We start from the raw sequence: 24831 nt of genomic DNA, 5'->3' as shown, positions 1-24831 counted from the left end.
CTCAACCGTTCCAGGCCTCGAGCACCTTGAGCGCATCGACCGACGCTCGCACGTCGTGCACTCGGACCCCCCACGCGCCGTGCAGGCCGGCGAGCGCGGAGATCACCGCGGTCGCGGTCTCCCTGCCGTCGGGTGGACGCGGTTCACCGTCTGAATTCGCCAGCAGCGAGCCGAGGAAGCGTTTCCGGGATGCGCCGACCAGTACCGGAATTCCGGTGCCGACGAACTCGGGCAGCGCCCGCAACAGCGACCAGTTGTGTTCCGCCGTCTTGGCGAAACCCAGTCCGGGGTCGATGACCACATTCGCCGGATCGACCCCGGCGGCCACCGCGCGGTCGACGCTCTCCAGAAGCTCGTCGCGGACCTCCGCGACCACGTCGCGGTAGGCGGGCACGTCGTGCGGGCGAGCCGCACCGACCGAGCGCCAGTGCATCAGCACCCACGGCACCTTCGCGTCGGCGAGCAGCGGAGCCATCCCCGGATCGGCCCGGCCACCGGAGACGTCGTTGACGATCTGGGCACCGCTTTCCAGCGCGGCCTGCGCGACCGCTGCGTGCATCGTGTCGATGCTCACGGTAAGCCCTTGTCCGGCAAGCTCTTTGATCACCGGCACCACTCGCGACGTCTCCACCTGCGGGTCGATACGCGTGGCGCCCGGCCGCGTCGACTCCCCGCCGACATCGATGATTGCCGCGCCTTCAGCGGCCAGCTCGAGACCATGGGCGACGGCGCGGTCACGGTCGAGGAACAGCCCACCGTCGGAGAAGGAGTCGTCGGTGACGTTCACAACCCCCATGACCTGCACGCTGGGTGGATTCACTTGCGCAGGATGAGGTCCAGTGCTTCCGACCTGGATGCATTGTCGGTCTTGAACTGTCCACGCACCGCCGACGTCGTCGTGACGGCGCCGGGCTTGCGGACGCCGCGCATCGACATGCACAGGTGTTCGGCCTCGACTACGACGATGACGCCGCGCGGATTCAGCTTGCGCATCAACGCGTCCGCGATCTGCGCCGTGAGGCGTTCCTGCACCTGCGGTCGTTTGGCGTACAGATCCACCAGCCGCGCGATCTTCGAGAGCCCGGTGACCCGGCCGTCCTCGCCCGGGATGTAGCCGACGTGCGCCACCCCGTGGAAAGACACGAGATGGTGTTCGCATGTCGAGTACATCGGGATCTGCTTGACCAGCACCAGCTCGTCGTGCTGCTCGTCAAAGGTGGTGTTGAGCACCGTATCCGGGTCGGTGTACAGACCGGCGAACAACTCCCTGTACGCGCGCGCCACCCGGGCGGGGGTGTCTTCGAGGCCGTGGCGATCGGGGTCCTCCCCCACCGCGATCAGCAACTCGCGCACAGCGGCCTCGGCGCGCGCCTGGTCGAACTCCGCGGGTTTGAATTTGACAGAGTTGTTCTGCGACTGCGTCATTGAAGCCTCCTGTGAGCCTGCAGGCCGGTCAGCCGTGCGGGTTCTGCCGGCCGTTCTCCTGTCCCGAATCGTCGTTCGGGCTGGGCTGGCCACCCTGCTGTGGATGGCCGGGCTGCGGGTAGGGCTGATATGGGGGGTACGGCTGCTGCCAGTTTGGGTTCTGCGGCGGCGGATACCAGTAACCCTGGGGCTGCGGTTGCTGCTGCTGTGGCTGCGGCGGCCACCCGGGCGCATGCCACCCTGCGGGGGCGCCGTAGTCCGGTTGCGTCGGCGCACCGGCCCCAGTTCCGTTGGAGCCGTTGCCGTTTGCGCCGTGCTTGGCCGCCTCGGCAAGCTTGGTGGCCTCCGCCTTCTTGCTGGCCTGCGCGATGGCTGTCTTGAACGCGGGCTCAGGCACCGGCTTGGGCCACGGCTCGCCGCGTTCGATCGCGAGCTCGCCGGGTGTCTTGATCGGCGGCTTATCCGAGGGAACCCGGCCACCGAAGTCGTCGAACATCGTCAGCCGCGGCCGCTTCTTGACGGCCTCGAAGATCGCCTGCAACTCCGCGCGGTGCAGGGTCTCCTTCTCCAGCAGTTCGCCTGCCAGGACGTCGAGCACGTCGCGGTACTCGGTGAGGATCTCCCACGCCTCGGTGTGCGCGGCCTCGATCAGCTTGCGGACCTCGTCGTCGATGATCTGCGCGACCTCGTGGCTGTAGTCGGCCTGAGTGCCCATGGTGCGGCCGAGGAACGGGTCGCCGTGTTCGGTGCCGTAACGCACGGCGCCCAGCTTGGAACTCATGCCGTATTCGGTGACCATCGCGCGGGCGATCTTGGTGGCCTGCTCGATGTCGGACACCGCGCCGGTGGTCGGCTCGCGGAACACCAGCTCCTCCGCGGCGCGGCCGCCCATCGCGAACACCAGCCGCGCGATCATCTCCGATCGCGTCATCAGGCCCTTGTCGTCCTCGGGGACCGCCACCGCATGGCCACCGGTGCGGCCGCGGGCGAGGATCGTCACCTTGTAGATCGGCTCGATGTCGGGCATCGCCCATGCCGCCAGCGTGTGCCCGCCTTCGTGATAGGCGGTGATCTTCTTTTCCTGCTCGCTGATGATGCGGCCCTTACGGCGCGGCCCGCCGACGACGCGGTCGACCGCTTCCTCGAGTGCAGGGCCGGTGATGACCGTGCCGTTCTCGCGGGCGGTCAGCAGCGCGGCCTCGTTGATGACGTTGGCCAGGTCCGCACCCGACATGCCGACGGTCCGCTTCGCGAGCCCATCGAGGTCGGCGTCCTCGGCCATCGGCTTGCCCTGCGAATGCACCTTCAGCACGGCCTTGCGGCCCGCGAGGTCGGGGTTGGACACCGGGATCTGACGGTCGAAGCGGCCGGGCCGCAGCAGCGCCGGGTCGAGGATGTCGGGCCGGTTGGTCGCCGCGATCAGGATCACCCCCTGGCGGTCACCGAAGCCGTCCATCTCGACCAGCAGCTGGTTCAGCGTCTGCTCGCGTTCGTCGTGCCCGCCGCCGAGCCCGGCGCCGCGCTGGCGACCGACGGCGTCGATCTCGTCGACGAAGATGATGCACGGGCTGTTCTGCTTGGCCTGCTCGAACAGGTCGCGCACGCGCGAGGCGCCGACGCCGACGAACATCTCGACGAAGTCCGAACCTGAAATCGTGAAGAACGGAACTCCTGCCTCGCCCGCCACGGCGCGCGCCAGCAGCGTCTTACCGGTGCCCGGCGGCCCGTAGAGCAGCACGCCCTTGGGGATCTTGGCGCCCAGCGCCTGGTAGCGCGACGGGTTCTGCAGGAAGTCCTTGATCTCGTAGAGCTCCTCGACCGCCTCGTCGACGCCGGCGACGTCGGCGAACGTGGTCTTCGGCATGTCCTTGGACAGCTGCTTGGCCTTCGACTTGCCGAAGCCGAAGCCCATCCGGCCGCCGGTCTGCATGCGGGAGAACATCACGAACAGGCCGACGAGCAGCAGCAGCGGCAGCAGGTAGATCAGCAGTGAGCCCAGCATGCTGCCCTGGTTCACGACGGTGTTGATCTTGGCGTTCTTGGCGCTCAGCGCGTCGAAAAGCTGCACTCCGTACCCGGTGGGGTACTTCGTGATGATCTTGTCGCTGTCCTGGGTATCGCTGTTGCCATCCTTGAGCTCCAGGCGAAGCTGCTGCTCGCGGTCGTCGATCTGCGCGCTCTTGACGTTGTCGTTCTTGATCTGCGCCATCGCGACCGAGGTGTCGACGGGCTTGAATCCGCGAGTGTCGTCGCTGAAGTAGTAGAACGACCACCCCAGCAACAGCACCACCGCAATCACGGTGAGCGTGCGGATGACATTCTTTCGATTCATACGTGAGTCCGGTTCATCGAATGTTCGTCGTCGACTTCCTGTAGAGCGCAGTCAGAAAACTCAAGGCTACCGCTAGACCAACGAACTAAGGTTCCCGCCCAGCCAGCGGATCTCCCCGATGGCGTGCACCGATCCCGCAGTCGGGCCTGGATAGGCTCATGCCGTGCTCACGACGACCGTGCGGCTGGTTGAGACGAACGGGGTGACTCTTCGAGTCCTCGAGGCAGGCGACCGCGGTGCGCCGCCGGTCGTGCTTGCCCACGGATTCCCTGAACTGGCCTATTCGTGGCGCCATCAGATCCCGGTGCTTGCCGACGCCGGCTACCACGTGCTGGCCCCCGATCAGCGCGGATACGGCGGCTCCAGCCGGCCCGCCGCCGTCGAGGAATACGACATCCATGCGCTGACCGGCGACCTCGTCGGCCTGCTCGATGACGCGGGCGTGGAGCGGGCCGTGTTCATCGGCCACGACTGGGGCGCGATGGTGGTGTGGCACACCACGCTGCTGCACCCTGACCGGGTCCGCGCGGCCGCCGGGCTCAGCGTGCCACCGATACCCCGGGCCCGGTCTCGCCCGACCGAAAGATGGCGGGAGAAGTTCGGCGAGGACTTCTACATGCTGCGCTTCCAGGAGCCCGGCGTCGCCGACGCCGAGATGGCCGCCGACGTGGCCGTCACAATGCGTGGGATGTTCGCCGGGCTGCTCGGGGGGGACGCGCCGCTACCCGACTGGATCAGCCCGGACGAGTTCGAGCATTACGTCACCGAGTTCGGCAGGACCGGTTTCACCGGCGCCCTGAACTGGTACCGCAACTACGACCGCAACTGGGAGACGACGCCGCACCTGGCCGGCGCGCAGACCACCGTGCCTGCGCTGTTCGTCGGTGGCACAGCCGATCCCGTGGGCCCGACGATGAATCCCGCCCGCGCGCGTGAGGTCGTCGCGGGGCCGTACACCGAGACGTGGATCGAGGGTGCCGGGCACTGGGTTCAGCAGGAGCGGCCCGAGGAGGTCAACCGAATCCTGTTGGCGTTCCTGCGCGAAGTGGAGACCAGCTAGCCGGACGATCTTGGTGCCGCCCTGACGGTATGGTGCCTCACATGTCGATCGCAGCGAGTGCGAAGTTTCCCATCCGGCTCCTCGTCCTCGCCGCCGCGGGACTCGTTGTCACACTGTCGGGTTGCGACGCCGCGTCGGGCCCGTCCCCCGCCCCGACCACCACCGCCGAGCCGACAGTCCGGCAGGTCACCGTCGTCGGCTCCGGCGAAGTCAAGGGCGCCCCGGACACGTTGAACGTCAGCGCCTCGATCGAGTTCACCGCCCCCGACGTCACCGGCGCGATGAACCAGGTCAGCGATCGTCAGCTCGGGGTGATCAACGCACTGGTCGACGCCGGCGTCGACCGCGACGACATCAGCACCACCGAGGTGAGCCTGCAGCCACAGTTCGCGAGCACCGACAGCACCACCATCGTCGGGTACCGGGCGAGCAACACCATCGACGTGAAGATCCGCCAGCTGGACGCCGCTTCGCAGGCCCTCGCGCTGATCATCAGCACCGGCGGCAACGCCACCCGGATCAACAACGTGAGCTATTCGCTCGAGGACGATTCACAACTCGTCCGCGACGCGCGCAGCCGCGCCTTCCAGGACGCCAAGGACCGCGCCGAGCAGTACGCGGAACTGTCGGGACTCACTCTCGGCAGCGTGATCTCGATTTCCGAGGTCGCAGGCACCCAGCCGCCCGTCCCGCTGCAGAGTCCACGCGCCGACATGGCCGCCGCACCCGTGCCGCTCGAACCGGGTCAGCAGACCGTCGGCTTCGGCGTGACGGTGGTCTGGGAGCTCACCTAACCCCGGCGAGCAGACGCGAAAACCCCCTTTTTGCGCGGAAATTGGGGGTTTTCACGTCTGCTCGCGGAAAAAAATTCAGCCCGCGGGCGCGATGTCGACCGGGATCCCGTTCAGCACCGCGGTGCCGGACAGCGGATCGAGCCGATTGCCCGCGTTGAGCTGATTGACGTTCACCCCGGGATTACGCGCGGCGAGTTCCTGGCCGGTGCCGTCGCGGTCGTGACCCCAGCCGTGCGGTAGCGACACCACACCGCGCCGCATGCCGTCGGTGATCTCGATCGGAGCCAGCAGTTCGCCGCCCGGACCCTTCACGACCGCGGTGTCGGTCAGGCCGAGTTCGGCGGCGTCGTCGGGATGGATGCGCAGCGTGCAGCGATTGGTGCCGCCTGCCAGTGCGGGCACGTTGTGCATCCAGCTGTTGTTGGACCGCAGATGGCGTCGCCCGATGAGCACGAACCGATCTGCCCGACGGTCCAGCGCGTCGCGCAGCCGCGCCGTTTCCTCGAGCAGCAGCGGCGGCGCGAGTTCGACTCTGCCCGTTGGGGTTCGCAGAACCTGGCGCAGCCGCGGTTGCAGCGGACCGAGGTCGATTCCGTGCGGGGACTCCTTGACACGCTGCAGCGTCAGGCCGTCCGGCTTGGCGCCGAACGCATCGCCGTAGGGGCCGAGCCGCAGCATCATGTCGAGGCGGCGCTCGTATCCCGGACCGGGCGGCAGCATCGCGGTCAGCTCGTCGACGGGGCGGCCGGCGACCGGTGAAGTGGGATCGGCGGTCTCCTTGCCCAACGTCATCGCGATGACCTGTTCGTCGACGAGCGCGGGGTCGCCGTCGACGGCCGCACCGAACAGCACCAGCGCGATCCGCGACAGGATCTCCGCCTCGTCGGGCCGACCCTTGGTGGGCAGCACAGGCGGCGAATAGCGGACGTTGTTGCGCACCGCGAGGTTGTTGAGGGCGAAGTCGAAGTGCGGGCTCTGCGACGGCGGCGGTGGCGGCAGGATGACGTCGGCGTGCCGCGTCGTCTCGTTCAGGTACGGGTCGATGCTGACCATGAACTCGACGCCTGCGAGTGCACGGTCGAGGCGGTCGCCGTCGGGCGCGGACAACACGGGGTTGCCGGCGATGGTGATCATGGCCTTGATCTGACCGTCGCCCGGGGTGTCGATTTCCTCGGCGAGTGCGGCCGCCGGAAATTCGGCCAGCGCCTCGGGATAGCCGGAGACCCGGCTGTGCCAGCGGCCGATGCCGAATCCGCGACCAGCTTTCGGCGGGCGGGGCGCCGGTGACGTCGCACCGAGCGGGAACATCGCGCCGCCCGGGCGGTCGAGATTGCCCGTCAGCACGTTGATGACGTCGACGAGCCAGCTGCCGAGGGTGCCGAATTCGACCGTCGACGTGCCGATGCGGCCGTAGACCGCGGCTGTCGGGGCGGCGGCGAGCTCGCGCGCCAGCGTGCGGATGTCATCCGCATCGACTCCGCAGTACTCGGCCACGGCGTCCGGCCCGAAGTCGGTCGCTGCGGCGCGCACATCGTCGACACCGTTCACGTGATCGGCGACGGTCCCCAGGTCGACCAGGCCCTCGTCGAACAGCACGTGCACGACGGCGAGCATCAGCGCGGGATCGGTGCCCGGCCGGGGCGCGATGTGCCGGTCGGCGAGCTCGGCGGTGCGGGTGCGGGCGGGATCGATGACGACGAGCTTGCCGCCGCGCTTGCGCAAGGCGCGCAACTTGCCGCCGAAGTCGGGGGCGGTGGCCAGACTGCCGTTGGACACAAGGGGATTCGCGCCGATGACGACGAGGTAGTCGGTGCGGTCGAGGTCGGGCACGGTGAACGCGACCGGGCTGCCGAACATCAGGCCCAGTGCGACGTGCTTGGGCATCTGGTCGAGCGTGCTCGCGCTGAACACCTGGCGGGTGCCGAGTGCGCGGATGATCACCGGCGGATACAGCGCGCCCGCGACGGTGTGTGCGTTGGGGTTGCCGAGATACACCCCGACCGAGGATCCGCCGTGCTCGGCGACGACAGCACCGAGGCCATCGGCGACCGCGGCGAACGCCTCGTCCCATCCGGTCTCGGTCAGCACGCCGTCGCGCCGGACCAGGGGCCGCGCCAATCGGTCGGGATCGTTGTCGAGCTCGGCGAAGCTCGCCCCCTTGGGGCAGATGAAGCCGTGGCTGAACACGTCGTCGCGGTCGCCGCGGGCACCGGTGAGCCGACCGTCGTCGATCGTGAGGATCAGGCCGCAGGTGGCCTCGCACAGGGGGCAGATCCGAAGGGCTGTTTCGGTCATGCCCAACATAGTGCGCCGATTACGCCTGCTCGTACACCTTTGGGTCGAGCGTGCCGATGTAGGGCAGGTCGCGATAGCGCTCGGCGTAGTCGAGGCCGTAGCCGACGACGAACTCGTTGGGGATGTCGAAGCCGACGTAGGCGATGTCGACGTCGGCGCGGACGGCCTCGGGTTTGCGCATCAGCGTGCAGACCCGCAAGGACCGCGGATGCCTGGTCGCCAGGTTGCGCAGCAGCCAGGACAGCGTCAGCCCGGAGTCGACGATGTCCTCGACGATCAGCACGTCGCGGTCGTTGATGTCGCGGTCGAGGTCCTTGAGGATGCGCACGACGCCCGATGAGGACGTCGACGATCCGTAGGAGCTGACGGCCATGAACTCCAGCTGCGTCGGCAGCGGGATCGCTCTCGCGAGATCGGTGACGAAGAAGACCGCGCCCTTCAGCACCGTGATCAGCAGCAGATCCTGGGTCCCGGCGGCGATGGCGTCGCGGTAGTCCTCGCCCAGCTGACGTCCCAGCTCTGCGACCTTTGCCTGGATCTCGTCCGACGACAGGAGCACCGACTTGATATCACCGGAGTACATGTCGGTGGATTCCGCGGCCACGTGCACAGCGTGCCATGTTTTCACACGGGCTCGCTGTGCAGGGTCAGCATCCCGCCGCGCCGGCCCGCGATGAGCCGCCTGCTGCGCAGCGGCGACCCGACCGCGACGCCGCCCTGGCCACGCCAAGCCGTCACCAAGGCGTCCACGCCGCGGATCTGCTTGTCGGTCAGCGCGCTGGCACCGCCGGCCAACAGCCAACCGCGAATGACCCTGCGCCGGACGGCCTCCGGCAGCTTGATCAGACGTGCGGTGTCGAGGCCGTCGGCGACCGACACGTCGGCGAGCTCGCGAGCCGCCAGTTCGTCGAGCGCCTCGCTGTCCTCGCGCAGCGCGGCGGCGGTGCGGGCCAGCGCCTCGGCGACGCCGCCGCCGAGCACGTCCTCCAGCAGCGGGAGGACCTCGTTGCGCAGCCGCGTCCGGGTGAACCGGCGATCGAGGTTGTGCGGGTCCTGCCACGGCGTGAGGTTCAGCTCGTCGCACGCCGCGTGCGTCACCGCCCTCCGGACGCCGAGCAGCGGGCGGTACCACGGCGGGTCGTGCGGGCGCATACCCGCGATGGAGCGCGCACCCGAGCCGCGCCCCAGGCCGAGAAGCACCGTCTCGGCCTGGTCGTCGAGTGTGTGCGCGAGCAGCGCCGGCGCATCGCCACGCGCGGCGTCCAACGCCCGGTAACGGGCGGTGCGCGCGGCGGCCTCGGGACCGCCCTCGGTGCCGACGTCGACGCAAAGCACTTGGGCGTCAACGCATCCCAATGCGAGTGCCTGTTCACGCGCGATGGTCGCCACCTGATCGGAGCCGGCCTGCAGGCGATGGTCGACGATCAAGGCGGTGGTCGGTTTCAGCTTGGCCGCCACCGCGGTCAGCGCCAACGAGTCGGGTCCCCCGGACAGCGCGACACACCACCGCGAATCGGCATCGCCGTACTCCCGCACGAACGCCTTCACGGCCGCCCGCAGCGCGGCTACAGCACTCTGTCGATCCACCGTTGCGGCTTGTCGATTTCCGTTGGCAGGGGCAGGGTTTCGGGACTGGACCAGACGGCGTTGAACCGGGTCATCCCGACTCGGTACACCACGTGGTCGACGAATGCCTTGCCGCGGGTGTACTGGAGCAGTTTGGCGTCGAATCCGAGCAGTGCCCGCATGATCCGTTGCAGCGGAGGCTGTTTTCGTTGGCGCCGTTCATCGAAGCGTTTGCGAATCGTCGCCACCGACGGCACGACTTTGGGTCCCACGGCGTCCATCACGTGGTCCGCGTGGCCCTCCAGCAGCGTGCCCAACACCAGCAGTTGGTCCAGCGCCTTGCGCTGGGGCTCGGCCTGCACGGCCCGCATCAGGCCGATCATCCCCGTCGAATTCGGTTCCGTATCAGCGTCAATGACGTAGTCGCGACGGCTGCGGATGAACGCCGCGAGCCTGCCCACCATCTGGGAGACGTCATCCCCCGCGTCCTGGGTGAGCACCGCCAGCGACTGCGACATGTGGTCGGCCAGCCACGGATTGGCCCGGAACTGAACGCGATGGGTGACCTCGTGCAGGCACACCCAGAGCCGGAAATCGCTTGGCTGGACCCGCAATTGGCGCTCGACACCGATCACGTTCGGGTACACCAGCAGAAGTTCGCCGCCCTCGCGTCCGAACGGGTCGTACTGACCGAGGATCCCCTGCGAGACGAACGCCAGCACGGCCCCGGTCTGCGCGCCGGTGATCCGTCCGCTGATGAAACCCCTCGGCTTGTCCGTGCCGCCTGTCATCACCCGCATCGACTGTGCGGCCGCGTGAATCCACTGCGGGCGGTCGACGATTCGGGCTTCAGGGATCTCGCCGCCCTCGTTGAGCCCGGTAACCTCGCGCACCGGCACCTCGGCCCGACGGGACGCCTCCGCCAGTTGCTCGATCACCTGACGACGGGTGTAGTCGGAGGCCGCCGGACCCGGTCGCACCAGTTTCGCGCCGACCTCGGTGGCGAAATTCCAGTCGACGGCACGGCCGACGCTGGGCGAAGTCACGGTCTCTGCACTCATGCGCTGCATCCGCACGTCCGCAGCACCGCGGCGAAGTTGTCGAGGGCGATCAGGCCGGTCGGCCCCGCGTCGTTGGAGATGAAGGCGAAGGTGAGGACGCGTCCGCTCGAATCGGTGACGATGCCGGCCAGCGAGTTGGTCCCGGTGAGCGATCCGGTCTTGGCCCGCAGGAAACCCGCCGAGGGCCGGTGGGCATCGATGTGGAGGTAGCGATTGGACAACGTGCCGCTGCCGCCCGCGATCGGCAGCAGTTCGACCAGCGGCCGTAGCTTGGGCTGGTCGTTGCCGGCGGCTGCGTTGACGACTTCGTCGAGGGTGTCCGCGGTGAGCCGGTCGTCGACGGACAACCCGCTGGAATCGAATAGCCGGGCGTTGGCGGTGTCAATCTCGGCGGCTTCGAGTTGGCGCAGGACCGCCTGCACCGCGCCGGCAAAGCTCTGTGGCAGGCCGAGTTTGGCGGCGACCTCGCGGCCGATCGACTCGGCCATCACGTTGTCGGAGAAGTTCATCATGTCGCGCAGCCGATCGATCAGCGGCGGCGACTGCACCGACCCGATCTCATGGCCGCCGCGAGCGGCCCCCGGCACCACGGTCACCTTGGCGGGGTCGACGCCGAGTGCGACGGCCAGCGCGCGACCGGCATCGAGCGCGGGTGTCTTGGAACGCGTGGAGTCGACGCTGACGGGCTGGGTGCGACCGCCGTCGAGCATCACCGACTCCATCGGGGCGATGTCACCGCCGTCGATGTCGGCCGGATCCCAGCCGTGCGCCATCGTCGGGCCGCTGTATTCGCTCACGTCGACCTGCACGGCGGTGGCGTGGATACCGGCCTCCTCAACCTGCTCGGCCAGATCGCTGATGCGCGCCGCGTCGCGGTACCAGGTGGCATCGCCGGGCTTGGCCGCCGACAGCGTCTGGTCACCGCCGCCCTTGAGGACGACCACACCCGGCCTGTCGGTGCTGAACACGCGGGTGGTCAGCCGGGCGTCCCGGTCCAGGGTCAGCAGGGCCGCCGCGGCGGTCAGCATCTTGTTGGTCGACGCCGGTTGCATCGGCACGTCGGCGCCCTGCGACCACAGCTCCGCCCCGGTGATCGCATCGGTGATGCGGCCGGTGAACTTGCCGAGATTGGGATCGGCGAGCACGGGCGCGAGCGCCGCCGCCAGCCGGTCCCTGGTGGGCTTGGGGGCGGAGTCGGAGACGGGCACGATGCCCGGGTTCGCGGTCGCCGCCGGGGGAGGCGGCTTGATCGCCGCCGCATCGGGAGAGCCGCCGCCCGTGACCATGGCCGAGACCGCGACGACGGCGGCGACCAGCACCAGCACCGCCACCGCGATCAGCGCGTGGGTGGAGCGCCGCCACGTCGTGGGCCGCATAGCTCTCCTGCTCTCAAACGACTAGCTGCTTAGAGCAGGGTATCCGTTGCGGAGGATCAGGCCCGCCGGCCGCGGGGGCCGAAGGCGGACTGCACGAGGGCAGGATCGAAGGCGGCGGGCGCCTGCCCCGTCGCCGCGTACTCGTATACGGCGACGCGGAAGATCGAGTTGAGCGCGCTGGACACGACGGCGACGACGATCACGGCGGCCACCGCGACCGCGCCGACAGCGAAGGCGACCGGGGCGAGACCGACGGCGACGAGCGCGTAGCCGGCGGCACCTCCGACGAGGACGAGTCCGAAGACGATCAGTCCCGTGACCGCCGAGATCGCGACCTGCCCCGTCGCACCCTCACCCCATTTCGCGCGCACGACCGCAACCGATCGTTTCAGCGACCGGATCGGTCCGGTGCCCTCCAGCGCGATCACCGGGATCACGAAGAACGTCGCCACCGCCCACGCGGCACCGGCGATCCAGACCGCGATCCGGCCTGCCAGCGGGAAGCGTTCCTCCAGAATCCGCAGGACCAGCCCGACGGTGCCCGCCACGAGGGTCCAGCCGAGGATCGGCCCGAGTTGGCGCGTCGCGGCCGAAATGCCCTCGCCGATGGTCGTGTCCTCGCCACGCAGCGAGCGCGCCGCACATGCCGCCAGCGCCACGTTGAAGAACACGGCGATGAACGTCGACACGTAGATGGTCACGACCGCCGCCACGGCGTACCCGGGGTTGTTCTGGTCGGCGCCCGCGACCAGGGCCGTCGGGACCATGATGACCACGACGGCGACGGTCGCGAAAGCCGCCGACAGGATCGGGAAGATCACCAGCGACCTGTCGTTCTTCAAGACCACCCAGCTCTGCTTCGTCAGAGCCCAGCCGCGGGAAATGGCGCCCATCGTGCCTCCTAGACAAGTGGCCAGCATCGTAGGCAGCCGACCGCACCAAGATCAGCGAAACGCCCTGGATTAGGGTTGTGCCCGTCCCCAACACCCAGGGCAGAAAGGCGCGGCCGTGCAATTCGACGTAGTCATCGAGATCCCCAAGGGTTCGCGGAACAAGTACGAGGTGGACCACGACACCGGCCGGGTGAAGCTGGATCGCTACCTGTACACCGCGATGGGCTACCCGACCGATTACGGTTTCTTCGAGAACACGCTCGGCGAGGACGGCGATCCGCTGGACGCGCTGGTACTGCTGCCGGAGTCCGTGTTCCCCGGCTGCATCGTCGAGGCACGTCCTGTCGCGATGTTCCAGATGACCGACGAGGCCGGCGGCGACGACAAGCTGCTGTGCGTGCCTGCGGGCGACGGGCGCTGGGACCACATCCAGGACCTCGAAGACGTCCCCGCCTACGAACTCGACGCGATCAAGCACTTCTTCGTGCACTACAAGGACCTCGAGCCCGGCAAGTACGTCAAGGCCGCGGACTGGGTGGGGCGCGAGAAGGCCGAGGCCGAACTACAGGCCTCGATCGAGCGGTTCAAAAACGCAGGCCACTGACACTGACCGGCCCGTCCGGGCCGTTATTTTTCATCGCCGTAACATTCGGTAACCCGCGCGTACCCTGCGCCTTCGATGATGACGGCGTGTTGATGCATCAGGGGATCGGCCTCGAGGCGTTCAACGCAATGCCGATGCGGCGAGCGGTGCACGCCATCTTCGAGTGCTGCTACAGCGTCCCGCTGGCAGCCGATCTGTGCCGCAGTCGGCCGTTCGCCACCCACGACGAACTCTTCCGTGCGGCCGACGCGCTGCTGTTCGGCCTCGCCGAGGAGTCGATTGACACGATCCTGCAGGCCTATCCCGACGTCGGCCGCAGGCCGGGCAGCGAGAAGTCGGCCGCGGAGCAGTGCGCCATCTGGTGCGAAGAGCCCGTGATGGACCAACTGAGCCAGGCGTCCAAGCGCTACCTGGAGCACTTCGGCTTCGGCTTCGTCATGTTCGTCAACGGCTACACGGCACAGGATGTGCTGGCGACGATGTCCGACCGGCTGCACAACGACGCCGAAACCGAGCGCAAGGTCGTGCGAAACGAACTCGCCAGGATCAATCGCACCCGTCTCGAACGGATGTTGGGCCCCGAAGGCGGCTACGACAACTGGTGAGGGGGCCTAAACCCCCTGCCAGTCCAGGATTGCCGTGTCCTGCTTCTTGCCGTAGTCGAGAACGAAATCCTCTGGCGCAGGATCGTTTAGCGGACCGTCGAACTGAATCGTCGTGGCCGCGTTGCCCTGAGTGAACGTCAGCACGCTTGTCGACTGCGTACCGTCGAGCGTCGTCCCCGCGATCAGATTCCCGTTGGCGCCCACCGCCGCGGCCACCTTCCTCGGCGCCGCCACCTGATCCGCTGCGGCCGAAAGCGATGCAGCCGCCGCCTCCTCGTTGGGATAGAGCAGGATCGTGGTGGTGATCGAGCGGGTACCGCCTTCGCGGTGGGTGTAGTCGGCCTGAATGCCTTGCTGCCCGTTCGGATTGATGACGAACGGGGCCGCGCTGTAGGCCAGTGAATCCGTGAGGAGGTTCGGGTCCACCGGCAGCGTGCTGAGGTCATTGGATTGCGCTGTGGCAGAGCCCAAACCGCCGATCGTCGCCGCAACGGCCATGGCGGCGAACGCTCCCGCCGCCTTCGTATACGTCTTCATCCTCAGCATGGGTAGCACGCCCATCCACGCCAGCCGTCGCGCCAGAACCAGCCGGGCCCGCAACCCATGTTGCCCGTGGTGCCGTAGCAGTCGAGTGCGACCACCTTGGGAACCGCGGGAATCGAAGGTGAGGTGTAGGTCGTGTCCTGGACCGAACCCGCCGCCGCCGTCGGCGCTGTCAGGATCGGCCCCGCCATGAGTGCGGCCGCTGCGACCGCCATCGTGAGTTTGTGCATACGTGCTCCTCCCACAACATTGACACCGGGTCATGCAGAAGGTACCGCGCCGACGCTGCCATCACTTCCCAATTGCCGGAACAAAAGCACGGCGTGCCGCGCATGATGGTCCGATGCACGAGCTATTGCAGGGGCACTGGCACCCACGCTTCGACAAGGTCGCGGCGGCGCTCGCCGACGAGATCACCCGCGGCGAGGAGGTCGGGGCCGCGATCGCCATCGACATCGACGGCGAACTCGTCGTCGACATGTGGGGCGGCCACGCCGACGCCGCCAAGACCCTGCCGTGGACCAGGGACACGATCGTCAACGTGTGGTCGTCGACGAAGACGGTCACGGCGCTCGCGGCGCTGATGCTGATCGACCGTGGTTTGGTCGAACCCGAGGCCCCGGTGGCCACGTATTGGCCCGAGTTCGCGGCGAACGGCAAGCAGCACATCGAGTTTCGTCATCTGATGTCGCACACGTCGGGCGTTTCCGGGTGGGACCAGCCGGTGGTCGTCGAGGACGTCTTCGACTGGGACAAGTCGACGTCCGCGCTGGCCGCCCAGTCGCCGTGGTGGGAGCCGGGGACCGCGTCGGGATATCACGCCCTTAACTACGGACACCTCATCGGCGAGGTGCTGCGCCGGGTGACCGGAAAGTCGTTGAAGGAGTTCGTGCGCGACGAGATTGCGGGTCCGCTCGGCGCCGACTTCCAGATCGGTGCGATACCCGCTGACGACGACCGGATCGCGGAGATCATCCCCGCGACCGAGCCGCTCGACCTGCCCCCGATGGATCAGTGGCCGGCCCCGATGCTGAAGACCTTCACCGGTCCGGCGCCGGATCCCGCGGTGGCCAACACCGCGGATTGGCGCGCCGCAGACATCGGCGGCGCCAACGGCCACGGCAACGCCCGGTCACTGGCCCGCATCCTGTCGGCTATCTCGTTGGGCGGCACGGTGGATGGTGTCGCGCTACTGAGGCCGCAGACCATTGACCGGATATTCGAGATCCAGTCCGACGGACCCGATCTCGTCCTCGCCAACCACCCGCTGAAATGGGGCCTGGGCTTCGGACTGCCTCAGCCGGAAACGATTCCGTTCGTCCCCGACGGGCGGATCTGCTTCTGGGGCGGCTGGGGCGGATCGTTCGAGACGATGAACCCCGACCGTCGCACCACTGTGGCCTACGTGATGAACAAGATGGGGCCGGGCATCGAGGGGTCGGCGCGCACCGACCGCTACTTCAGGCTGATCTACGAGGCCCTGGCCTGACCCCGGATGGTCAGCCAGTCGAGCACGTCCAGACCCAGGGCGTGCAGGTCCTGATCCGGTGAAGCCGCGATCAGCGTGACACCGTCGGCCACACCGGCTGTTTCGATGTCGGCGATCAACCCCGCAAGACCATCGACCGTGCCCGCGTAGCGCACGCCGTCGATCGATCCGAGTTCGGTTCGCGCCGAACGGAAGTCGGCTGCCACCGCAACGGTGAGATCGAGGATGACGGAGACGTCGTCGGAATCCGCCCGGATCCGGGCTCGGGCCCGCTTCGCCTGCAGCAGATCGTCGGCGACGACGCGCACCGCGGGCTCGACACCGTCGGTCAGTTCACTCCAGTGTCCTGCTGCGTCGTCCGCCACGAATAGCCGCACGATGGCCACGCTAGGCGCGGCCGGGACCGGCGTCGATCCTTGCGATCAGTGCGAATCCAAGGGCTCCTCGGACCCCTCGGGGTTCTCGGCCCCCTCTTCAGCCGTCTGCCTGCCGTTTTTCACGTCGTGCACGCGCGTCTTGTACAGGCTCGCGGCGGTGGTTATGAGCAACGTCACAACGATCACGCCGAGGCTGGCCAGCGTCGGGATCTCCGGCACCGGCACATGCTCACCGCCGTTGATGAACGGCAGCTCGTTTTCGTGCAACGCGTGCAGGAACAGCTTCACGCCGATGAACGCGAGGATGATGGCCAGTCCCTGGGACAGGTAGACCAACCGGCGCAGCAGGTCACCCAGCAGGAAGTACAGCTGGCGCAGACCCATCAGTGCGAACACGTTCGCCGTGAACACCAGGTACGGTTCCCGGGTCAGGCCGTAGATCGCCGGGATCGAGTCCAACGCGAAGAGCAGGTCGGTGGTGCCGAGCGCGACGATCACGAGGAACATCGGCGTCATCAGGCGCTTGCCGTTGACCTTGATCCACATCTTCAGGCCATGCCACTCATCGGTGAGGCTGAGGTGCTTGCGCGTGAAGCGCACCACGAAGTTCTCGGCATCGTCGTCGTGGTCGGTGTCGCGCACCAGACTGATCGCGGTGTAGACGAGGAACGCGCCGAACGCGTAGAAGATCCAGGAGAACTGGTTGATAGCGACCGCGCCGAGCGCGATGAAGATGCCGCGGAAGATCAACGCCAGGATGATGCCGACGAGCAGCGCCTGCTGCTGGAACTTCCTCGGCACGTTGAAGCTGGCCATGATGATCAGGAAGATGAACAGGTTGTCCACCGACAGGCTGTATTCGGTGAGCCAGCCGGTGAAGAACTCCAGGCCGAACTGGCTGCCGTGGAAAAACCACACCCAAAGCCCGAACACCACCGCGAGCGTGATGTAGATCGTCAGATAGGTCCCGGTTTCACGTTTCGACGGTTCGTGCGGGCGACGCCCGATCACGATCACGTCGAACGCCAGGATCGCGATCGTCACGCCCAGCGTGATGATCCACTCGAGTTGAGAAACGTTCACAGAGCCTCCGGTCGTCAAAACGCCGGAGGTCTCTTCCACCGCGACGACCGCGCGGTCCGCAGCACCGGTCGTCCGATGGAGGTCGACGTGATGACGACGCTACGGCGAAGGAATACTCCCCTCCTCGTCTGATTCTGCCAGGTAACCGCGATTGACCGAAATCCCGGAAACGAAACACGGCGCGTGCGGAGCGTATGCGCGACCGGCACCGCTTAGTAGTTTTGTAGCCGTGACTGGGGCCTTCTCGTATGAGATACCTGCGCAGTATCTGCGGTCCCGGCACGCGCCGGAGCCCCGCACGCTGATCGACATCCTCTACGACACGGCGGCCCGTTACCCCGATGCCCCGGCCATCGATGACGGCGAGGTCCAGCTGACCTACGCCGAGATGATCGCCGACATCGAGGACAGCGTCGACTGGCTGGCCGCAAGGGGCATCGGCCGCGGCGACCGCATCGGGATCCGGATGCCGTCGGGCAGCTACGCGCTGTACGTGGCGATCCTCGCGACACTGGCCACCGGCGCCGCCTACGTGCCCGTCGACGCCGACGACCCCGACGAACGGGCCGACCTGGTGTTCGCCGAGGCCGGGGTGGTCGCCATCATCACCGAGGCGGGACTGATCCGCGCGCAGGGCTCCTCGCGCGGGTGGCGCGCGGCGGCTCCGCTCGGACGCGACGACGCCTGGATCATCTTCACGTCCGGATCCACCGGCACCCCCAAGGGCGTCGCGGTCACCCACCGCAGCGCGGCGGCATTCGTCGACGCGGAAGCGCGAATGTTCCTGCAGGACAACCCGATCGGGCCGGGCGACCGGGTGCTGGCCGGCCTCTCCGTTGCGTTCGACGCGTCGTGCGAGGAGATGTGGCTGGCGTGGCGGAACGGAGCGTGCCTGGTCCCTGCACCACGATCGCTGGTGCGCAGCGGGATGGATCTGGGTCCGTGGCTGGTGGCGCGGGACATCACGGTGGTCTCGACGGTGCCGACGCTCGCGGCATTGTGGCCCGCCGAGGCGCTGGAGTCGGTGCGACTGCTGATCTTCGGCGGTGAGGCCTGTCCCCTCGAGCTGGCCGAGCGTCTCGCGGTCGAGGGCCGCGAGGTGTGGAACACCTACGGCCCCACCGAGGCGACCGTCGTGGCGTGCGCGGCGCGGCTGCGCGCCTGGGGTCCGGTGAGCATCGGGTTGCCGCTACCCGGCTGGGATCTGGCGGTGGTGGATCGCGACGGCATTCCGGTGTCCTATGGCGAGGTCGGTGAGCTCGTCATCGGCGGCGTCGGGCTGGCCCGCTATCTGGATCCGGAAAAGGACGCCGAGAAGTACGCCCCGATGCCGACGTTGGGCTGGGATCGCTGCTACCGCAGCGGTGACCTGGTCCGCTTCGAAAGCGACGGCCTCTACTTTCAGGGCCGCGCCGACGACCAGGTCAAGGTCGGCGGCCGACGGATCGAGCTCGGTGAAGTCGATTCGGCATTGGTGAACCTGCCGGGCGTCAGCGGCGGCGCGGGCGCGGTGCGGCGCACGGCCAGCGGCACCCCGCTGCTGGTGGGCTATATCGCCAGCACCGACCCGTCGTTCGACCTCGCCGCCGCCCGCGCGTCGCTGGCCGAAGCACTGCCCGCCGCCCTCGTGCCGCGCCTGGTGCTCGTGACCGAACTGCCCACTCGGACGTCGGGGAAGGTCGACCGCGATGCGCTGCCGTGGCCGCCTCCCGGCGAACCCCAGGTCGAGGACGCCTCCGACCTGGCCGGGACGATGGGCTGGGTGGCCGGCCTGTGGCGTGACGTCCTCGCGGCGCCCATCGAGGGTCCCGAAGCCGACTTCTTCGCACTGGGCGGCGGGTCGCTGTCCGCCGCCCAACTGGTCGCCGCGCTGCGCCAGCGATATCCCCAGGTGACGGTCGCCGACCTCTACGACCATCCCCGGCTCGGATCGCTGGCCACCTATCTCGACGAGTTGAAACCGCCGCCGCGGGTACAGACCCGTGTGGTCAAACCGACGCCGCGGCTCACCCAGGCCGTCCAGCTGGCCCTGTCGCTGCCGCTGGCCACGCTGACCGCGCTGCAGTGGGTCGTCTGGCTCGCCCTTGCCAACAACGTCGCCGCCGAACTGGACCTCCTGCCGTGGGCGAGGCCGCTTGGCTGGTGGTGGATCGCCGCGGGCTTCCTGCTGTTCGTCACACCGTTGGGCCGGATGGGCATCGCGGTGCTCTTCGCGCGGATGCTGCTGTCCGGGCTGGAACCCGGCACCTACCCCCGTGGCGGAGCGGTGCACCTGCGGGTGTGGTTCGCCGAACGTCTCGCCGAAGCCAGTGGCGCGGAGAACCTGGCGGGGGCGCCGTGGCTGGTCTACTACGCCCGCGCGCTGGGCAACAAGGTGGGCAAAGGCGTCGACCTGCATTCGACTCCGCCGGTCACCGGCATGCTCAAGCTCGGCCACCGCAGTTCCGTGGAGCCCGAGGTCGACCTGTCGGGACACTGGATCGACGGAGACCACTTCCACGTCGGCACGATCACCATCGGCAACGACGCAACCATCGGTGCCCGCACCACCCTGCTGCCCGGTGCGGTCATCGGTAAGAACGCCGACGTCGCCCCAGGCTCCGGCGTGGTCGGCAAGGTCAAGAACGGCCAGTACTGGAAGGGCTCGCCCGCCGTGAAGTCGGGTAAGGCCCGCCACCCGTGGCCGGATCACCGCCCGCCTCGGGCACCGCTGTGGGTGGCCGTCTACGGTCTGACGTCGGTGCTACTCGGCGCCCTGCCGGTGCTGGCACTGGGCGTCGGCCTCGCCGTCATCGGATGGGGTGTGCACGACGCGGAAACGGTGTCGGCGGCCGTCGCCCCCGCCGCGATGTGGACCCCGGTGGCGACGGTGGCCGCGGTGCTGACGTATGCACTGCTGACCGTGCTCGGTGTGCGGGTGCTGTCACTGTGGCTCAGCGAGGGCTATCACCCGGTACGCAGTCGCGTCGGCTGGCAGATCTGGGCGACCGAGCGGCTGATGGATGCCGCGCGGAACTATCTTTTCCCGCTTTACGCCAGCTTGTTCACCCCGTGCTGGTTGCGTGCGCTCGGCGCGAAAGTGGGTCGAGGTACCGAGATTTCGACGGCACTGCTGACGCCGAAGTTCACCGTCATCGAGGACAGCGCGTTCCTGGCCGACGACACCATGGTGGCGTCCTACGAGCTGGGGGGCGGCTGGATTCACGTCGCGCAGGCGACCATCGGCAAGCGCGCGTTCCTTGGCAACTCCGGCATCACCCAACCGGGCCGCAAAGTGCCCGACGACGGGCTGGTCGCCGTGCTGTCGGCCGCACCGCACAAGGCGAAGGCGGGGTCGTCGTGGCTCGGCAGCCCGCCGGTTCGGTTGCGGCGCAAGCCAACAGCGGCCGACACGCTGCGTACGTTCCATCCCTCGGCGCGGCTGAAGATCCTGCGCGGATTGGTGGAGACCTGCCGGCTCATTCCGTTGATCGTCACCTTCGCGATCGGTGTTGCCGTGGCGCTGACGCTGCAATGGTTGGCGGTGACGTTAGGCTGGCTGTGGTCGGCGTTGTTGGGCGGCGTCGTCCTGTTGGCGGCGGGGGCGATCGCCGGCATTGTCTCGGTGATTGCGAAATGGCTTGTGGTGGGGCGCATCCGCGCCGTCGAACACCCGCTGTGGTCGCCGTTCGTGTGGCGCAACGAGGTATCCGACACCTTCGTCGAGACGGTCGCAGCGCCGTGGTTCGCCCGTGCCGCATCCGGCACGCCGGTGATGAACCTCTGGCTGCGGGCGCTCGGCGCGTCGATCGGACGCGGCGTGTGGTGTGAGACGTACTGGCTGCCCGAGGCCGACCTGGTCACCCTCGGCGACGGCGCGACCGTCAACCGCGGCTGTGTGGTCCAGACGCACCTGTTCCACGACCGCATCATGCGTATGGACACCGTTGTGCTCGAGGAGGGGTCGACGCTGGGTCCGCACTGTGTCGCGTTACCTGCGGCCCGGATCGGCGCGGGAGCCACCGTCGGCCCCGCGTCGCTTGTGATGCGCGGCGACGAGGTGCCGCCCTCGACACGCTGGCAGGGTAATCCGATCGCGCCGTGGGATCTGTTCCGCAAGAAGGACGGCGGCGACACCCCGGCGCCCAAGCAGCCAGAAGACGCCGCCGCGTGACGCGAAGCAAGAAGAAGGGGACCCCACCCGTCATCGACCCCTACATCCCGGCCAACGGCAACTTCGGCTATCGGGTGTCGCGGTATGAACTCGATCTGGAATACAAGGTGGCGATCAATCGGCTGACCGGGACGGCCACCATCACCGCAGTGACGCTGGCCGCGCTGCGCACCTTCACCCTCGACCTGTCGCACGCGCTCACGGTCACCAAGGTGACCGTCAACGACCGTCGGCCCGAGCGGTTCAGGTCGTCGCACAACAAGCTGCACATCGGCCTCGCGGAGGCCCTACCCGCCGGCGCGGCGATGTCGATCGTCGTGCGGTACGGCGGCACTCCCAAGCCGATCCACTCCCATTGGGGCGAGGTCGGTTTCGAAGAGCTGACCGAAGGCGTCCTCGTGGCCGGACAGCCCAACGGAGCGGCATCGTGGTTCCCCTGCGACGACCACCCGAGCGCGAAGGCGAGCTTCGCCATCCGCATCAGCACCGAAAGTCCCTACTACGCACTGGCCAACGGTGAGCTGGTGTCGCGGCGCGCACGGGCGGGCATGACGACGTGGACCTACGAGCAGGCCGAGCCCACGTCGACGTATCTGGTGACGCTGCAGATCGGTACGTACAACCGGCACCGCATGGCGAAGAACGGTGTTCCGATGCACGCGATCCTGCCGGATCGGTTGCGGCGCAACTTCGACCGCGACTTCGCCGATCAGCCGCAGATGATGAAGCTGTTCGTCAAGTTGTTCGGGCCGTATCCCCTTGCCACCGGCTACACCGTCGTGGTCACCGATGACGATCTGGAGATACCGCTTGAGGCGCAAGGTATCTCGATCTTCGGGGCGAATCACTGCGATGGCAACGGCAGCGCCGAACGACTGATCGCACACGAGTTGGCCCACCAGTGGTTCGGCAATTCGGTGACGGCTCAACGCTGGCGCCACATCTGGCTGCACGAGGGCTTCGCCTGCTATGCCGAGTGGTTGTGGTCGGAACACTCGGGTGGCCGAAGCGCCGACGACTGGGCGCGACACTACTACCAGCGACTGGCGGATTCGCCGCAGGACCTGATCCTGGCGGACCCCGGCGCGCGCGACATGTTCGACGATCGCGTCTACAAGAGGGGTGCGCTCACCCTGCACATGCTGCGGCGGCGCATCGGCGACGACAACTTCTTTGCGCTGCTGCGTGATTGGACAGCGAGATACCGGCACAGCACCGTGGTCACCGACGACTTCACCGGGCTGGCGTCGAACTACACGAACGAGTCCCTGACGCCGTTGTGGGCGTCGTGGCTCTACTCCCCCGAGCTTCCCGCCCTGGATCTCCCGTCGTGACGGACGCAGGCACGCCCGCCGGTCCCGCCGCACGAGCGAGCGTCGCCCGGGTGGGCACGGCCACCGCAATCGCCGCGCTGTGCGGCTATACCGTGCTCTACCTCGCCGCGCGCGACCTCGAGCCGGCGGGGTTCGCGGCGTTCGGCGTGTTCTGGGGGGCGTTCGGTCTCGTCACCGGTGCCGCGTTCGGGCTGTTGCAGGAGACGACGAGAGAGGTGCGATCGGCCAAGTACGCAGAGGTCGTCACCGGCCCGCGGGCTCACCCCATGCGGGTGGCGGCGCTCGTCGGGGTGGCCGCCGCCGGTGTGATCGCGGTGAGCTCCCCGCTGTGGTCGGGCCATGTGTTCGCCGACCAGCGGTGGCCCTCGGTTGCGTTGCTGGCAGTCGGCCTCGCCTGCTTCTGCCTACACACCACGCTGCTGGGCGTGCTGGCGGGTCTGGACCGGTGGACGGCATACGGATCGCTGATGGTGACCGATGCCCTGCTGCGCGTGATCGTCGCCACGGCAACGTTTTTGGTGGGCGGGGGGTTGATCGGCTACCTGTGGGCGACGGTGGCGGGCGCGATCGCCTGGCTGATCCTGTTGATCGTCTCCCCGGCCACCCGCGCGGCGGCCGACCTGCTGACGCCCGGCGGCACCGCCGCGTTCCTGCGCGGGACCGCGCACTCGATCGCCGCAGCCGGCGCGAGTGCTGTCCTGGTGATGGGCTTTCCGGTGCTGCTCAAGGCGACATCCGGGGATCTGGGTGCGACGGGTGGCGTCGTGATCCTGGCGGTGACACTGACCCGCGCCCCGCTGCTGGTCCCGCTCACCGCGATGCAGGGCAACCTGATCGCCTACTTCGTAGATCAGCGCACGCACCGGCTGCGGGCGCTCGTCGCACCCACCGCCCTGGTGCTTGCGGTCGGCCTGCTCGGTGTGCTGGCCGCCGGGATCTTCGGACCGTGGTTGCTGCGCAGCGCATTCGGCGCCGGCTACGCCGCCACCGGGTCGTTGTTGGCGTGGTTGACCGCGGCAGCGATCGTCATCGCACTGCTGACCCTGACGGGTGCCGCGGCGGTGGCAGCGGCACTGCACCGGGCGTACTCGCTGGGCTGGGTGTCGGCGACCGTCGCCGCAGCGGCGCTGCTGCTCCTGCCGGTGAGCCTCGAGACGCGCACCGTGGTCGCACTGACGTGCGGACCGCTGGTGGGGATCGCGGTGCACCTCGCCGCGCTGGCCAACGCTTCAGATGGGTCAGGCCTGCAGCGTCGGTGACGTCCCGTTGAGTAACGCGGCCAGCAACTCGATCCGCTTGTCCTCGAGTTCGGGCTGCGGCAGCACCGCACGCACGATCGCCGCGCCGTCGAAGGCGTTGGTGAGTATCGCCACCAACGCGTTGAAGGTCTCGTCCGGGATGTGCTCGGCGCCGGGCAGCGCCCTGGCCGCCTCGTAGATGTTCGCCGCATATTCGGCGAGCACCTCTTTCAAAGTGCCCTTGAGCTTCTCGTCCGTACGCGCCGCCACCATCAGCTCGTACATCACGGTGTTGGTGGCGTTACCGGTGACATCGCGCAGGATCGTCAGTGCGGACTCCAGTGCCGGCTTGTCCGCCGGTATCTCGGCCACCCGCTTGGAGAACAGCCCGAGTTGGCGCCGCATCACCTCCTGCGCCGTGGCGGCCATGAAGTCACCCATGGTCGGGAAATGCCGGAACAGCGCACCGTCGGAAACGTTTGCGCGCCTGGCGATCACCGCCGCAGACGCGCGCGCGTATCCGACATCGATGATGGTCTCGATGCTGGCGTCGAGCAGCCGCGCGATCGTTTCCTCCCGACGCTGCTGCTGCGTTCTCGCCAT

At 68.1% G+C, this 24831-nt stretch carries 22 protein-coding genes; 8 read left to right on the top strand and 14 right to left on the bottom strand.

What is annotated here, in order from left to right:
* Position 1: 1 nt before the first annotated feature.
* From folP to ftsH, 3 genes are read right to left on the bottom strand one after another with little or no spacing between them, the layout of a single operon-like run.
* On the bottom strand, positions 2–805 hold the full coding sequence (folP, locus tag G6N43_RS05535) for a dihydropteroate synthase (protein WP_179968021.1): 804 nt from the start codon (positions 803–805) through the stop codon (positions 2–4).
* A gap of 11 nt (positions 806–816) precedes the next feature.
* On the bottom strand, positions 817–1425 hold the full coding sequence (gene folE, locus G6N43_RS05530) for a GTP cyclohydrolase I FolE (protein WP_083155151.1): 609 nt from the start codon (positions 1423–1425) through the stop codon (positions 817–819).
* Positions 1426–1453: 28 nt separating this feature from the next.
* Entirely contained in the window at positions 1454–3757 is a 2304-nt protein-coding gene (ftsH, locus tag G6N43_RS05525; RefSeq protein ID WP_083155155.1) for an ATP-dependent zinc metalloprotease FtsH, read from the bottom strand.
* A gap of 163 nt (positions 3758–3920) precedes the next feature.
* Between ftsH and G6N43_RS05520 the strand changes: the two genes are divergently transcribed.
* Both G6N43_RS05520 and G6N43_RS05515 read left to right on the top strand, forming a co-directional pair.
* Complete coding sequence (locus G6N43_RS05520; protein ID WP_083155158.1) at positions 3921–4817, top strand: alpha/beta fold hydrolase; 897 nt, start codon at positions 3921–3923, stop codon at positions 4815–4817.
* A gap of 41 nt (positions 4818–4858) precedes the next feature.
* A complete protein-coding gene (locus G6N43_RS05515) occupies positions 4859–5611 on the top strand; it encodes an SIMPL domain-containing protein (RefSeq protein WP_083155162.1) in 753 nt (250 codons plus the stop codon).
* Between the two features lie 75 nt (positions 5612–5686).
* Here the strand turns inward: G6N43_RS05515 and G6N43_RS05510 are convergent, their stop codons facing one another.
* Genes G6N43_RS05510 through G6N43_RS05485 form a run of 6 tightly spaced genes read right to left on the bottom strand, consistent with a single transcriptional unit; the run spans position 5687 to position 12802 of the window.
* Positions 5687–7906, bottom strand: coding sequence for a molybdopterin-dependent oxidoreductase (locus G6N43_RS05510; protein WP_083155405.1), 2220 nt, complete (start codon positions 7904–7906; stop codon positions 5687–5689).
* A 19-nt stretch (positions 7907–7925) separates the two neighbouring features.
* On the bottom strand, positions 7926–8489 hold the full coding sequence (gene hpt / locus G6N43_RS05505) for a hypoxanthine phosphoribosyltransferase (RefSeq protein WP_275989662.1): 564 nt from the start codon (positions 8487–8489) through the stop codon (positions 7926–7928).
* A gap of 41 nt (positions 8490–8530) precedes the next feature.
* Complete coding sequence (gene tilS, locus G6N43_RS05500; protein ID WP_083155169.1) at positions 8531–9493, bottom strand: tRNA lysidine(34) synthetase TilS; 963 nt, start codon at positions 9491–9493, stop codon at positions 8531–8533.
* Positions 9472–10533 (bottom strand): Rv3626c family coenzyme F420 biosynthesis-associated protein, encoded by a 1062-nt coding sequence (locus tag G6N43_RS05495; protein ID WP_083155407.1) that lies wholly within the window; start codon positions 10531–10533, stop codon positions 9472–9474. The genes tilS and G6N43_RS05495 overlap by 22 nt, the downstream gene beginning before the upstream one ends.
* Positions 10530–11909, bottom strand: a complete 1380-nt coding sequence (gene dacB, locus G6N43_RS05490; protein WP_083155172.1) for a D-alanyl-D-alanine carboxypeptidase/D-alanyl-D-alanine endopeptidase — start codon at positions 11907–11909, stop codon at positions 10530–10532. Before dacB ends, G6N43_RS05495 begins: the two co-directional genes overlap by 4 nt.
* A gap of 56 nt (positions 11910–11965) precedes the next feature.
* Positions 11966–12802 carry a DUF6159 family protein gene (locus G6N43_RS05485; protein ID WP_083155173.1) on the bottom strand — a complete coding sequence of 279 codons (837 nt, stop codon included), beginning with the start codon at positions 12800–12802 and terminating at the stop codon, positions 11966–11968.
* Between the two features lie 115 nt (positions 12803–12917).
* On the opposite strand from G6N43_RS05485, the gene G6N43_RS05480 reads away from it, so the two are divergent.
* Complete coding sequence (locus G6N43_RS05480; protein WP_083155174.1) at positions 12918–13406, top strand: inorganic diphosphatase; 489 nt, start codon at positions 12918–12920, stop codon at positions 13404–13406.
* A 92-nt stretch (positions 13407–13498) separates the two neighbouring features.
* Entirely contained in the window at positions 13499–14011 is a 513-nt protein-coding gene (locus tag G6N43_RS05475; protein ID WP_083155409.1) for a 2-oxo-4-hydroxy-4-carboxy-5-ureidoimidazoline decarboxylase, read from the top strand.
* 6 nt (positions 14012–14017) lie between these two features.
* Here G6N43_RS05475 and G6N43_RS05470 read toward each other — a convergent pair whose 3' ends face one another.
* Both G6N43_RS05470 and G6N43_RS05465 read right to left on the bottom strand, forming a co-directional pair.
* Entirely contained in the window at positions 14018–14548 is a 531-nt protein-coding gene (locus G6N43_RS05470; RefSeq protein WP_234810185.1) for a hypothetical protein, read from the bottom strand.
* A gap of 2 nt (positions 14549–14550) precedes the next feature.
* Positions 14551–14784 (bottom strand): hypothetical protein, encoded by a 234-nt coding sequence (locus G6N43_RS05465; protein ID WP_083155176.1) that lies wholly within the window; start codon positions 14782–14784, stop codon positions 14551–14553.
* Between the two features lie 113 nt (positions 14785–14897).
* Here G6N43_RS05465 and G6N43_RS05460 point away from each other — a divergent pair, with 113 nt between their 5' ends.
* On the top strand, positions 14898–16043 hold the full coding sequence (locus tag G6N43_RS05460; protein ID WP_083155179.1) for a serine hydrolase domain-containing protein: 1146 nt from the start codon (positions 14898–14900) through the stop codon (positions 16041–16043).
* On the opposite strand, the gene G6N43_RS05455 is transcribed toward G6N43_RS05460, so the two are convergent.
* Both G6N43_RS05455 and G6N43_RS05450 read right to left on the bottom strand, forming a co-directional pair.
* Positions 16025–16420: a hypothetical protein gene (locus G6N43_RS05455; RefSeq protein WP_179967970.1), complete on the bottom strand. Its 396-nt coding sequence runs from the start codon at positions 16418–16420 to the stop codon at positions 16025–16027. The genes G6N43_RS05460 and G6N43_RS05455 overlap by 19 nt on opposite strands.
* A gap of 45 nt (positions 16421–16465) precedes the next feature.
* Complete coding sequence (locus G6N43_RS05450) at positions 16466–17503, bottom strand: TerC family protein (RefSeq protein WP_083155186.1); 1038 nt, start codon at positions 17501–17503, stop codon at positions 16466–16468.
* Between the two features lie 229 nt (positions 17504–17732).
* On the opposite strand from G6N43_RS05450, the gene G6N43_RS05445 reads away from it, so the two are divergent.
* Genes G6N43_RS05445 through G6N43_RS05435 form a run of 3 tightly spaced genes read left to right on the top strand, consistent with a single transcriptional unit; the run spans position 17733 to position 24249 of the window.
* The gene (locus G6N43_RS05445; RefSeq protein ID WP_083155189.1) at positions 17733–21656 is read left to right on the top strand and encodes a Pls/PosA family non-ribosomal peptide synthetase; all 3924 of its coding nucleotides are present in this window, start codon (positions 17733–17735) and stop codon (positions 21654–21656) included.
* Entirely contained in the window at positions 21653–22990 is a 1338-nt protein-coding gene (locus G6N43_RS05440) for a M1 family metallopeptidase (RefSeq protein ID WP_083155193.1), read from the top strand. Before G6N43_RS05445 ends, G6N43_RS05440 begins: the two co-directional genes overlap by 4 nt.
* Positions 22987–24249: a polysaccharide biosynthesis protein gene (locus G6N43_RS05435; RefSeq protein ID WP_083155196.1), complete on the top strand. Its 1263-nt coding sequence runs from the start codon at positions 22987–22989 to the stop codon at positions 24247–24249. The genes G6N43_RS05440 and G6N43_RS05435 overlap by 4 nt, the downstream gene beginning before the upstream one ends.
* Here G6N43_RS05435 and G6N43_RS05430 read toward each other — a convergent pair.
* A complete protein-coding gene (locus G6N43_RS05430; protein WP_083155201.1) occupies positions 24229–24831 on the bottom strand; it encodes a TetR/AcrR family transcriptional regulator in 603 nt (200 codons plus the stop codon). The two genes, G6N43_RS05435 and G6N43_RS05430, sit on opposite strands and share 21 nt — an antisense overlap.

It is taken from the genome of Mycolicibacterium moriokaense (genome assembly GCF_010726085.1).
Lineage (GTDB): Bacteria > Actinomycetota > Actinomycetes > Mycobacteriales > Mycobacteriaceae > Mycobacterium > Mycobacterium moriokaense.
Note: the sequence above shows the minus strand (reverse complement) of the source record. Positions and strands in the feature narration are given on the sequence as shown.